General features: G+C 39.6%; 11 protein-coding genes. 6 read left to right on the top strand and 5 right to left on the bottom strand.

Annotation, left to right across the window (positions count from 1 at the left end; genetic code table 11):
- Positions 1-20: 20 nt before the first annotated feature.
- The 5 genes from jag to rpmH all read right to left on the bottom strand — a co-directional run bounded on the left by jag (position 21) and on the right by rpmH (position 2,763).
- On the bottom strand, positions 21-647 hold the full coding sequence (gene jag, locus DXB91_RS05800) for an RNA-binding cell elongation regulator Jag/EloR (RefSeq protein ID WP_022217387.1): 627 nt from the start codon (positions 645-647) through the stop codon (positions 21-23).
- Positions 647-1,981 carry a YidC/Oxa1 family membrane protein insertase gene (locus tag DXB91_RS05795; RefSeq protein ID WP_118017036.1) on the bottom strand — a complete coding sequence of 445 codons (1,335 nt, stop codon included), beginning with the start codon at positions 1,979-1,981 and terminating at the stop codon, positions 647-649. Before DXB91_RS05795 ends, jag begins: the two co-directional genes overlap by 1 nt.
- Positions 1,982-1,992: 11 nt before the next feature.
- Positions 1,993-2,205: a membrane protein insertion efficiency factor YidD gene (gene yidD / locus DXB91_RS05790; RefSeq protein ID WP_022217385.1), complete on the bottom strand. Its 213-nt coding sequence runs from the start codon at positions 2,203-2,205 to the stop codon at positions 1,993-1,995.
- A 4-nt stretch (positions 2,206-2,209) separates the two neighbouring features.
- Positions 2,210-2,551, bottom strand: a complete 342-nt coding sequence (gene rnpA / locus DXB91_RS05785; RefSeq protein ID WP_022217384.1) for a ribonuclease P protein component — start codon at positions 2,549-2,551, stop codon at positions 2,210-2,212.
- 77 nt (positions 2,552-2,628) lie between these two features.
- Positions 2,629-2,763, bottom strand: coding sequence for a 50S ribosomal protein L34 (rpmH, locus tag DXB91_RS05780; protein ID WP_004852723.1), 135 nt, complete (start codon positions 2,761-2,763; stop codon positions 2,629-2,631).
- 672 nt (positions 2,764-3,435) lie between these two features.
- Here rpmH and dnaA point away from each other — a divergent pair.
- The 6 genes from dnaA to gyrA all read left to right on the top strand — a co-directional run bounded on the left by dnaA (position 3,436) and on the right by gyrA (position 12,206).
- Positions 3,436-4,803 (top strand): chromosomal replication initiator protein DnaA, encoded by a 1,368-nt coding sequence (gene dnaA / locus DXB91_RS05775; protein WP_022217383.1) that lies wholly within the window; start codon positions 3,436-3,438, stop codon positions 4,801-4,803.
- Positions 4,804-5,201: 398 nt separating this feature from the next.
- A complete protein-coding gene (dnaN, locus tag DXB91_RS05770; RefSeq protein ID WP_022217382.1) occupies positions 5,202-6,308 on the top strand; it encodes a DNA polymerase III subunit beta in 1,107 nt (368 codons plus the stop codon).
- A 14-nt stretch (positions 6,309-6,322) separates the two neighbouring features.
- Positions 6,323-6,532: an RNA-binding S4 domain-containing protein gene (locus DXB91_RS05765; protein WP_015534430.1), complete on the top strand. Its 210-nt coding sequence runs from the start codon at positions 6,323-6,325 to the stop codon at positions 6,530-6,532.
- A 32-nt stretch (positions 6,533-6,564) separates the two neighbouring features.
- A complete protein-coding gene (gene recF / locus DXB91_RS05760) occupies positions 6,565-7,665 on the top strand; it encodes a DNA replication/repair protein RecF (protein ID WP_118017035.1) in 1,101 nt (366 codons plus the stop codon).
- 2 nt (positions 7,666-7,667) lie between these two features.
- Positions 7,668-9,587 carry a DNA topoisomerase (ATP-hydrolyzing) subunit B gene (gene gyrB, locus DXB91_RS05755; RefSeq protein ID WP_118017034.1) on the top strand — a complete coding sequence of 640 codons (1,920 nt, stop codon included), beginning with the start codon at positions 7,668-7,670 and terminating at the stop codon, positions 9,585-9,587.
- 60 nt (positions 9,588-9,647) lie between these two features.
- The gene (gene gyrA / locus DXB91_RS05750) at positions 9,648-12,206 is read left to right on the top strand and encodes a DNA gyrase subunit A (RefSeq protein ID WP_118017033.1); all 2,559 of its coding nucleotides are present in this window, start codon (positions 9,648-9,650) and stop codon (positions 12,204-12,206) included.
- Positions 12,207-12,251 lie beyond the last annotated feature (45 nt).

Below are 12,251 nucleotides of genomic sequence, written 5' to 3'. Positions count from 1 at the left end.
TACACGCATCAGCGTGACTATTATTTCTTCTTGAGATATACAATAACCTTACGATATGGCTCCTCGCCCTCGCTTCTGGTTGCTACATACTTGTCGTTCTGAAGAGTAGCATGGATTATTCTTCTCTCATAAGGATTCATTGGCTCAAGAGCAAATGATCTCTTTGATCTCTTAACCTTGAATGCTATATTCTTGGCAAGATTCTCAAGTGTCTCTTTTCTTCTTGCTCTGTAGTTCTCTGTATCGAGCTTAACTCTGATACGTGACTCGCTCTTCTTATTGATAGCAAGTGTTATAATATACTGAAGAGCATCTAGAGTCTGTCCACGCTTTCCAATCAAAATTCCCATCTCTGGTCCCTCAAGATTGATAGACAGAACATTCTCTTCCTCATCAAAATCCATCTGGATCTCTGTCTGGATATCCATAGCCTTGAACAGGCTGTCAAGGTACTCCTTAACATCGTCCAGGAATGTCTTCTTTTTTCTTGCCTTTATGATACAAGGCTTTGAACCTATACCAAGAAATCCCTTTGTCTCTTCGCTGATAACTTCATACTCAAGATCTGTACTAGGGACTCCAAGTTCAACACTGGCCTGCATAAGGGCTTCATCTTTGGTCTTACCTTTGAATTCTAAGAATTCCATTATTTATTTCCTCCCTTATCGTTGCTATTGTTCTGGTACTTAAGCATTATATTCGCCTTAGCTCCTATACTGCCTGGTTTATAGTTTACATTTTCTCTGCGGGTTACATCATCACTGTCAACATTCACTGAATGTGCAGGATTAACATAACTCTTAAGTCTTGAAGAAGCCATCTTATTTATATTCTCTGACTGACTGTTCTCTGTTGGAACGTTACCATTCTGAGCATCCATCATTCTCTCATAGAAAGATTTCTTATCAGGGTTCTTCTTCTTTGCCTGCTTCTTGGCAGCCTTCTCGGCACACTTTGCAAGCAGCTCATCCTTGTCCTGATGATTATAATAAGCATCAACTATAAGCTGAGATATTATCATAATAACAGAACCAACTATCCAGTAAAGACCGATAGCTATAGGAAGAGTTATACAGAATATAAGTGACATGATAGGCATGTAGTACATCATACCCTTCATCATGTTGTTGGCTGTCTGCTGATTGCTATCCATGTTGCTATTCTGTGATGACTTCATGGATATCTTTGTCTGTAAGAACTGCATGAGAGCAGAAACGATAGGAACCACCAAAGCTATTGAAAGCTTCCATCCCGGTGCATCTGCAATATTCAGTCCAAACAGGAACTGGTTCATATTGTGGAACTGATCAACATAGCTTGTGAGAGTAGCATTACCTGTAAGATCAAGATTAGCTATCAGCTTATCCCAATCACTCTTAGAAAACTTATCAAGCACATCAATGATCTGATTCTTTGTAGGGTCATCACCCATCTGTTTCAATGCCATTGTAACTGTGCTTACCTTCGATTCACCTGCTACATCACTTATAGCCTTGACATAATCTGTCTTGGTACTCAGTATCTCTACAATCTTTCCGTAGGTCTTTGTCATTGATGGAACATACGCAGGTATATTCTGGATAACTCTGTACAGACCGTAAAATATAGGTAACTGTATAAGTGAAGTCAGACATCCTGATGCCATGCTGACACCATATTTCTTCTGGATCTTCTGAGTTTCCTGCTGCTGCCTCATCATTGATTCCTGATCAGTCTTGCCTTTATATTTCTTTGTTGCCTTGGCAATCTCAGGCTGGATGAAACTCATGATCTTACTTGATCTCTGCTGCTTGAAATATAATGGGAACAGCGCTCCTCTCAGTACAAATGTGAACAAAATAACGCACACACTGAGATTGACGTATGTGAATCCCATATGGCTTCCAATAAATCCAACGAACATGTAAATCCAATTGAATATCTTACCGAGCAGCCAACAAACTGGTCCGAGTATCATACCATCTTCTCTTGTTAGAAACATAATTTTCTCCTTTATGGAACTGGATCATATCCTCCTTTTGAAAAAGGATTGCATCTAAGTATCCTCCATACTGCAAGGAGACCACCTTTTAAAACTCCATACTTTTCGATAGCCTCAATTGCATACTGCGAACAAGTAGGAAAATACTTGCAGGTAGCATGTCCCTTAAGCGGTGACAAATACTTCCTATAAAATTTGATTAAACCAATAAATATTTTTTTCATTTCTTTACCCTATGTGGCTTATCTTCTTTAACCCACACAAATGCATCAAAGCACTCTCAATGTCCTGACATTTCTTGTCCTTTGATGACGGTCTGGCTACTATCACTATGTCATAGCCAACATCAATATTTGCTCTGTTTAATCGGTAAGCTTCTCTAATCAATCTGGTTACCCTGTGTCTTACCACACTGTTACCAACTTTCTTACTAACAGAGATTCCGAGTCTGTTGTAATCCAAGCCGTTGCTTCTCAGATACATAACTAAATATTTATTGGCTACCGAATTCTTTGTGCTGTACACACTGCCAAACTCTCTGCTGTTTTTTAATGTAATCATCTTACTCATTGTGTAACCACCGAAACTTTGATTATTAGAAAAACTGTTGCTGTGACCCTATAAAAAAAGGTCACAACCATGTGACCTTACGCTGATAATTTCTTTCTTCCCTTAGCTCTTCTAGCGGCCAGTACCTTTCTGCCATTAGCAGTACTCATTCTCTTTCTAAAGCCATGAACCTTAGATCTCTGTCTCTTCTTAGGCTGGAATGTCATCTTCATTACAAAACACCTCCTTCTTTACAAATTTACTTGCCTATTATAAATAAATAGGTAATGTGAGTCAAGCCTTTTTTGCCGTTTTTCCTATATTTTATAAGGATTTCAGCCACTATTTGATAAAGGTGACGAATCGTTCTGGATTAATTAGGTGGATACATTAATATTAATCACAAAATGTTGTGGTTTCATAGATTAATCACATTTTTGTAAGCATTTAATTTTTGTTACCAGTCGCTTTACATAATGTTATCCACAATTTGTTGGTAACTTGTTGATAACTTTTTACTTTTGTGGGTTTAATTCTAAAAAACCCAGTATTTATCGCTGTTTGTGATGTTCACAAATATAAAACAGTCATTTTTTTATATTTACATAAGTTTGAAAATAATAATTATTATGAAACTTATGTAACAAAGTTATCAACATTCCATGTGGATTATACACAAATAAGATTTTTTATTAACTTTTTTATTTTTTTGCCCCTTATTCTCGTTTATTTTGATTTTACCCCCAAATACGTGTACCTAACCGTATAAGCATGTAAAATCAAAATAAAGGCAATTTATCTTGTTTTTAACCTTAATATGCTTGAAATAGGGGTGCATTTATTATAAAATGTAATAGTGTTATTAATAATAGGAAGAATTATTTTTTTGAGGAAGGTTTTTTACGATGAAGGACTTAATATTAGCCAAGTGGAATGACATTTTGAATATACTTGAAAATGAACATGGAATTTCCCATATCATGATCCATACATGGATCGAACCTCTCAAGATATATTCAGTTGAGGATAACAAGGTCTATTTCACTCTGGACGAGGATTACGGACAGAGAGGCGTAGAATTTCTCAAGAGAAAATTATTTGATATATATCTTGAAACAGTTCTCAGAGAGCTCTTTCAGGACGATTCAATTCAGGTTATATTCACACTCGAGAGTCAGATGAGAAAGGATGAAAAGTCCCCTACATATTCAGAGGACTACAACGATGCCATTGCCAAGAGCAATCTCAGACCTGACTACACATTTGAGAACTTTATTGTTGGTGAGAGTAACAAGCACGCTCACGCAACATGTCTGGCAGTTGCCGATTCACCTGGACAGGACAAGTTCAATCCACTTTTCCTGTATGGAGGATCAGGACTGGGCAAGACTCATCTTATGCAGTCCATAGCCCACTATATACTCCAGCACAATAGTAATATGAAGGTTCTCTATGTGCCATCGAACAAATTCACAAATGAGATCATAGAAGCAATCTCCAAGAATAAAACTGAAGAATTCAGGAACAAATACAGAACAGTGGATGTTCTTCTGATCGATGATATCCAGTACCTGATCGGTAAGGCAAGTACGCAGCAGGAATTCTTTGACACCTTCAACGCTCTTCATGACGAAGGTAAGCAGATAATCCTGTCGTCGGATAAGCCACCAAAGGAGATCAAGACTCTGGATGAGAGATTCAGATCAAGATTTGAGTGGGGTGTTCCTATCGACATCCACGCTCCTGATTACGAGACACGTATGGCTATCCTCAAGAACAAGGCTGAGATAAAGGGACTTACCGATATCATCAGCGAGGAGATATTTGAGTATATCGCCAACAATATAACCTACAACGTACGTGAGCTTGAGGGTGCGCTCAACAAGCTCAGCGTATATTCAGAGCTCGGAGATATCAAGATCACTGAGGAACTTGCCAAGAACGTCCTCAAGGATTTCATATCCAAGGATTCCAAGGTGACCATAACACCTGAGCTCATTATCAACACGGTTTCAGAGCATACGAATATATCAGTCAGTGACATCGTATCCACGAAGAGAAGCCAGGATATAGCCACTGCCCGTCAGATATCCATGTACCTGTGCAGAAAGTACACGGACAAGGGTCTGAAGAGTATAGGAGATGCATTTGGAGGAAAGGATCACTCCACCGTGCACAGCAATATACAGAAGGTTGAAGATAAGATTGAGAAGGATCCTGAATTTGCCGAGATGGTTGACGTCATAATAAAGAAGCTTAATCCACAAAAATAGCAAGTTATCCACATTTTTATCTTATAAACTCACTAATTTGTTTATAACCTTACAAACATAACGTGATTGTATATTGTTATTTGATGTTTGTTACATGTTGTTATGTGTTTGAGAATTGTTCTTACGTCAAATTAACCTGATTTTGACATGTTGGTAAATGGTCAGTTTATGAACAGGTTAAAATTGATTAGTAACATGGACACATAATTCTCAAAGCCTTGATTTGTAAGGGCTTGATACACTTTCAACATTATCAAAATCACTACTACTGATACTACTAATTATCTTAATATATTTATAGTTAAGCGCTCGCGCTGTTTGTTGTTATTTGAAGTTATACACACATATCATATTTTGATGATCATTAAATTTGGACATGAAAGGAGATCACACTTAAAATGAAAATTTCCATAAGAAAATCTAACTTACTTCAGGGTATAAATATCGTATCAAAGGCTGTCTCCAACAAGACGACCCATCCGATACTGTCTTGTATCCTGGTTGAAGCTGCAGGCGGTGTTATCAAGCTCACAGCTAATGACATGGAGATAGGAATAGAAAGTTATGTTGACGGTACTGTTATAGAGGATGGAAAGGTTGCACTCGAGGCAAAGCTTTTCTCAGATTTCATAAGAAAGCTTCCTGACAGCGACATAACTATAGAGAGTGATAAGGACAGCAAGACACTTATCAAGTGTGAGAGACTTGAGTTCAACATACCTGGAAAGTCAGGAGAGGATTTCTCCAATCTTCCTGTTGTATCAAAGGATAAGTTCATAACCATATCCCAGTTTGCGCTGAGAGAGGTTATCAATCAGACAATATTCTCTATATCAGATAATGAGAACAATAAGCTTATGACCGGTGAGTTATTTGAGGTATCAAACAATAAGCTCAGCGTGGTTTCTCTGGATGGACACAGAATATCCATCAGATATATAGAGCTCAAGGGAGATAATTCAGACATTAAGGTTGTAGTTCCAGGAAAATCCCTCAGCGACATAAGCAAGATCATGAACGGTGGAGTTGATGATCCTGTAAATATTTATTTCACTGACAACAATATATTATTTGAGTTTGACAATACAAAGGTTGTTTCAAGACTGATAGAGGGCGAGTATTTCAGAATAAGCCATATGCTCTCAGTTGATTATCAGATCAAGATGAAGATAAACAAGAGAGAGTTCCTTGACAGTTTGGACAGAGCAACTCTTCTTATAAAGGATTCAGACAAGAAGCCTATCAGACTCAGCATTGATGACAGAACTCTCGGTCTCAAGATCAGTTCTCTCATCGGTTCTCTGAATGAGGAGATAGATATCGAGAAGGAAGGTAACAATCTTGTCATTGGATTTAATCCAAAGCTTATAATAGATGCACTCAGAGTAATTGACGATGAGAATGTAACTATTTATTTCAACAATACAAAATCTCCATGTGTTATCAAGGATGATGCAGAGACATATATCTACCTTATCCTTCCTATGGGAATCAACGAAGAGTAAGAAGGGGTGAGAATATGGAGATAATCAAGTTAAGAGATGAGTTCATAAAGCTTGGACAGGCGCTTAAGGCTGCCGGTCTGGTGGAGTCAGGAGTTGACGCAAAGGAGGTCATAGTTCAGGGACTGGTTGTGGTTAACGGTGAGATAGAGACCAGACGTGGAAGAAAGCTTTATGATGGTGATGAAGTAGAATTTGATGGTGATAAGATAAGTATTCAGAAATAATTGTGGTCGCCATCTTGCAGATGGTGAAGGTTATGTATATAGAGTCGATAGAGCTGAGTAATTACAGAAATTACAGTAATGTGAAAGTAGAATTTGGAAAAAATACGAATATCCTGTACGGCGATAACGCCCAGGGCAAGACAAATATACTTGAATCCATATACATGGCAGCGACTACGAAGTCACACAGAAAAAATACGCAGGATAAAGATATCATAAAGATAGGTGAAGATGAGAGCCATATAAGATTATTTGTCAACAAGAAAGACATATCGCACAAGATAGATATGCATCTTCGAAAGAGCAAAAATAAGGGAGTGGCGATCGATGGCATACCCATAAGGAGGGCCACGGAATTATATGGTCTTCTCAATGTCATATTCTTTTCACCTGAAGATCTGACTATCATTAAAAATGGACCAGCCGAGAGGAGAAGGTTCATGGATCTTGAATTGTGTCAGATAAGCAGATTGTATTATCAGAATCTGGCATCATATAACAGGATACTCAATCAGCGAAATAATCTGTTAAAGCAGATTTATCATAACAGAAGTCTCATGGATACACTGGATGTGTGGAATATGCAGCTTGTGGACTATGGGTCGAGGATAATAAAAGAGAGAAAAAATTTCATCAACATGATGAATGAGATAATTGGGGAGATCCACAGTCATCTCACATCGGGCAAGGAAAAGCTGGAGATAGTGTATGAGTGCAATGTCGATGAAGATAAATTCGATGAGACACTTCAGGAAAAGACTGAGATGGATATCAGATATTCAAGTACACAGTCTGGTCCACACAGAGATGATATAAGTTTTCTCATAAATGGAATAGACGCCAGAAAATATGGTTCACAGGGACAGCAGAGAACAGTTGCCCTGTCACTCAAGATGGCGGAGATAAAACTTGTAAAAAGGATAATCAATGATAATCCGATATTGCTTCTGGACGATGTCATGAGCGAGCTGGACACCAGCAGACGTGATGCATTGATAGAAGAGATAAAAGATATACAGACTATCATAACCTGTACGGGATATGATGATTTTGTTAAAGAGCAGGTAATAATCAACAATGTTTATAGCGTGGTGGAGGGAACGGCCACCAGAGTAAGAACGGAGGAAGCATGACAATGGAAAATGATAATTATGGAGCTGAACAGATACAGGTTCTGGAGGGACTGGAAGCAGTCAGAAAGAGACCTGGTATGTACATAGGAAGTACATCCTCCACTGGACTTCACCATCTTGTATACGAGATAGTTGATAATTCTGTAGATGAGGCTCTGGCAGGATATTGTACCCACATTCAGGTGTATATAAATGAGGATAACTCCATCACCGTAGTGGATGATGGACGAGGAATTCCTGTTGGAATACATAAAAAGCAGGGAATACCTGCTGTTGAGGTGGTATTTACCATACTTCATGCCGGCGGAAAGTTCGGCGGTGGAGGATATAAGGTATCCGGAGGACTTCACGGTGTTGGTGCATCAGTTGTAAATGCACTTTCAACATGGCTTGAAGTCGAGATTACCAGAGATGGCAAGGTGTACAAGCAGAGATATGAGAAGGGCAAGGTTATGTACAAGCTTCAGGTTATAGGTGAAGCACCTGAGGGAGTATCAGGAACAAAGGTTACATTCCTGCCGGATCATACAATATTTGAAGATAACATATACGATTACGATATACTGAGAAACAGACTTCGTGAGATGGCATTCCTTACAAAGGGATTGAAGATAAGTCTTACAGACAAGAGACTTACTCCTGAGAAGGTGAGATCATTCCATTATGAGGGAGGTATAAAGGAGTTTGTAACATATCTGAACAGACACAGAGATCCTCTGTACAATGAGGTAATCTACTGTGAGGGAGTCAGAGATGGAATAAGTGTTGAGGTGGCACTTCAGCACAATGATTCATATAATGAATCCACATACAGCTTTGTAAATAACATCAACACACCTGAGGGTGGAACACATCTGACAGGATTTAAGTCAGCCATAACAAAGGTGTTCAATGATTATGCAAGAAAGAATAATATTATCAAGGATAAGGATGACAATCTCTCGGGTGATGATCTGAGAGAGGGACTTGCAGCCATCGTATCTATCAAGATAAGTGATCCTCAGTTCGAGGGTCAGACAAAGCAGAAGCTTGGTAATTCAGAGGCAAGACCTGCAGTTGAGAGTGTTGTAACTGAGCAGCTTACATATTATCTTGAGCAGAATCCGCAGATTGCTAAGATAATTGTGAATAAAGCGGCTGTTGCACAGAGAGCCAGAATAGCTGCAAGAAAGGCAAGGGATGTTGCAAGGAAGGCAAATCTTTCAGACAACATGGCACTTCCTGGAAAGCTTGCGGATTGTTCAGACAAGGATCCAAAGAACTGTGAGATCTACATAGTCGAGGGAGATTCCGCCGGTGGTTCAGCTAAGACAGCGAGATCAAGAGCAACACAGGCCATACTTCCACTCAGAGGTAAGATCCTTAATGTTGAGAAGGCAAGAATAGACAGAATCCTTGGAAATGAAGAGATCAAAGCCATGATCACCGCATTTGGAACAGGTATCCATGAGAACTTCAATATAGAGAAGCTCAGATATAACAAGATCATCATCATGACCGATGCCGATGTGGATGGAGCTCATATAGCAACTCTTCTCCTCACATTCTTCTACAGATTCATGCCTGATCTTATCAGAAAGGGACATGTATATCTGGCACAGCCACCACTTTACAAGCTGGAGAAGAACAAGAAGGTATGGTATGCGTACAGTGATGATGAGCTGAACAGTATACTTGATGAAGTCGGAAGAGATCAGAACAACAAGATACAGCGATACAAGGGACTTGGAGAGATGGATGCAGAACAGCTCTGGGAGACAACCATGGATCCAGAAAAACGAATTCTTCTCAGAGTGGCAATTGATGATGACGATGAGTCAGAGATCGATATGACATTCAATGTACTTATGGGAGATAAGGTTGAACCACGTCGTGAGTTTATAGAGACAAATGCCAAGTATGTAAAGAATCTCGATATATAGTATATTGATTAAATAAATGTGATAAAACATAACCAATATCGAGAGAAAGGAAATCAAAAAATGGATGATGATAAGATTTTTGATAAAATAGATGAAGTTGGTCTGAAAAAAACAATGGAGCGTTCATATATAGATTATGCCATGAGCGTTATCGCTGCCAGAGCTCTTCCTGATGTAAGAGATGGTCTTAAACCTGTTCAGCGAAGAATACTTCATTCTATGATAGAACTTAACAATGGACCTGATAAGCCACACCGTAAATGTGCCCGTATCGTCGGTGATACAATGGGTAAATATCATCCACATGGAGACAGTTCAATATACGAGGCACTTGTAAAGCTGGCTCAGGAGTGGAATACCAGATATCCACTTGTGGATGGACATGGAAACTTTGGATCGGTCGACGGTGACCATGCCGCTGCCATGCGATATACAGAGGCAAGACTTTCCAAGATATCCATGGAAATGATGGCAGATATCAACAAAGATACAGTTGATTTCACACCTAACTTTGATGGTACAGAGAAAGAACCTGTGGTACTACCATCACGTTATCCTAACCTATTGGTGAATGGTACATCAGGTATCGCAGTAGGTATGGCTACCAATATTCCACCACATAATTTAAAGGAAACTATCGATGCAGCCATAAAGATCATCGATAACAGAGTGGAAGAAGGACGTGAGACAGAGATAGATGAGATCATGGACATAGTAAAGGGTCCGGATTTCCCTACAGGCGCACAGATACTGGGCAGACAGGGAATAAACGATGCATATAGAACAGGTCGAGGCAAGATAAAAGTACGTGCAATCACAGAAATCGAAACAATGAACAACGGAAAGCACCGCATTGTTGTAACCGAACTGCCATATATGGTAAATAAATCACTTCTTATAAAGAATATGGTCGATCTTGTCAAGAACAAGAGAATCGATGGAATCACAGATATAAGAGATGAGTCTTCAAGAGAGGGAATGAGAGTTGTCATTGAGCTTAGAAAGGATGTCAATGCCAACGTAATACTCAACCAGCTCTTCAAGCACACACAGCTCCAGGATACATTTGGATGTATCATGCTGGCTCTGGTGGATGGAGTACCTAAGATACTCAACATCAAGGACATGCTCACATACTACCTGAAGCATCAGGAGGATGTTGTCACAAGAAGAACAAAGTATGATCTGAACAAGGCTGAGGAGAGAGCCCACATATTACAGGGTTATCTCATAGCACTGGACAACATAGATGAGGTCATCACGATCATCAGAAATTCAAAGAATGTTGGAGAGGCTAAGGCAAAGCTGATCGAAAGATTTGGACTTTCCGAGGCACAGGCCGGAGCAATCGTTGATATGAGACTCCGTGCTCTGACAGGTCTGGAAAGAGAGAAGATCGAGAACGAGTACAATGAGCTTATTGCGAAGATAGCTGAGTACAAGGAGATACTTGCAGATGAGAATAAGCTTCTCGGAGTTATCAAGACTGAGCTTGCAGCGATAGCTGACAAGTACGGTGATGAGAGAAGAACATCCATAACTGCATATTCAGATGATATAACAGATGAGGAGCTTATCAAGAGAGAAGAGATAGTTATCTCCATGACAAAGCTCGGATATATCAAGAGAATGCCAAAGGATACCTTCAAGGTACAGAACAGAGGCGGCAAGGGTATCAAGGGAATGAACACCATCGACAACGATATAATCGATGAGATATTCCTTACTAATACCCACAACTTCATAATGTTCTTCACCAATATGGGAAGAGTATACAGAATGAAGGGATACGAGATACCTGAGTCGGGACGTAATGCAAGGGGCGTTGCGATAGTCAACCTTCTTCAGCTTCTTCCTGGTGAGAAGGTAACAGCCATAATTCCTATAGCCGGATTTGACAAGAAGTATCTCATGATGGCTACAAAGAATGGTATTGTAAAGAAGACCAAGATAGAGGCATTTGAGAATATAAGAAAGACCGGTCTGGCAGCCATAACACTGAATGAGGGAGATGAACTCATAGAGGTTAAGGCAACGAGCGGTGAGAATGATGTATTTCTTGTAACTGCCAAGGGTATGTGTATCAGATTCAATGAGGAATGTGTCCGTGATACAGGACGTACATCCATGGGTGTACGTGGAATAAGATGCGACAAGGGCGATGAAGTTATAGCAATGCAGCTTGATGTTCAGGGCGACGAGATGCTCTTCGTAACCACAAAGGGTATGGGTAAGAGAACTGAACTGTCAGAATTTGCCCCTCAGATGAGAGGCGGTAAGGGTGTCAAATGTTACAGGATAACCGAGAAGACCGGTGACATCGTCAGCGCAAAGGCCGTGACAAATGACCATGACATTATGATGATGACCAATGAGGGAATCATGATCAGAATGCATTGTTCAGATATAACTGTAATAGGAAGAATAACCTCAGGTGTCAAGCTTATGAATATAGGCAAGGATGGCAACACATTTGTGGCATCTGTTGCAAAGCTTGCAAGAAGTGATGAAGATGAAGAGGCAGAGGACTCAGAGAATCCAGAATCAGCAGAAAATGAAGTATCAGAGAATGTAGAGAACGATACGGAGAATGATGCCGAGAGTAATTCAGAGGAGTAATTATAATTACAAATAAAGATAGATGTACTGTGTTGTAATATGCAA

Origin of the sequence: Coprococcus sp. OM06-34AC (assembly GCF_003462545.1) — a bacterium.
GTDB lineage: Bacteria > Bacillota > Clostridia > Lachnospirales > Lachnospiraceae > Coprococcus > Coprococcus aceti.
The sequence above is the reverse complement of the archived record's forward strand: the minus strand, read 5'-3'. Positions and strand labels throughout refer to the sequence as shown.

Coding starts and splice junctions, on each gene's coding strand:
- jag (WP_022217387.1), bottom strand. CDS start 647: ATGGAATTCTTAGAATTCAAAGGTAAGACCAAAGATGAAGCCCTTATG.
- DXB91_RS05795 (WP_118017036.1), bottom strand. CDS start 1,981: ATGTTTCTAACAAGAGAAGATGGTATGATACTCGGACCAGTTTGTTGG.
- yidD (WP_022217385.1), bottom strand. CDS start 2,205: ATGAAAAAAATATTTATTGGTTTAATCAAATTTTATAGGAAGTATTTG.
- rnpA (WP_022217384.1), bottom strand. CDS start 2,551: ATGAGTAAGATGATTACATTAAAAAACAGCAGAGAGTTTGGCAGTGTG.
- rpmH (WP_004852723.1), bottom strand. CDS start 2,763: ATGAAGATGACATTCCAGCCTAAGAAGAGACAGAGATCTAAGGTTCAT.
- dnaA (WP_022217383.1), top strand. CDS start 3,436: ATGAAGGACTTAATATTAGCCAAGTGGAATGACATTTTGAATATACTT.
- dnaN (WP_022217382.1), top strand. CDS start 5,202: ATGAAAATTTCCATAAGAAAATCTAACTTACTTCAGGGTATAAATATC.
- DXB91_RS05765 (WP_015534430.1), top strand. CDS start 6,323: ATGGAGATAATCAAGTTAAGAGATGAGTTCATAAAGCTTGGACAGGCG.
- recF (WP_118017035.1), top strand. CDS start 6,565: ATGTATATAGAGTCGATAGAGCTGAGTAATTACAGAAATTACAGTAAT.
- gyrB (WP_118017034.1), top strand. CDS start 7,668: ATGGAAAATGATAATTATGGAGCTGAACAGATACAGGTTCTGGAGGGA.
- gyrA (WP_118017033.1), top strand. CDS start 9,648: ATGGATGATGATAAGATTTTTGATAAAATAGATGAAGTTGGTCTGAAA.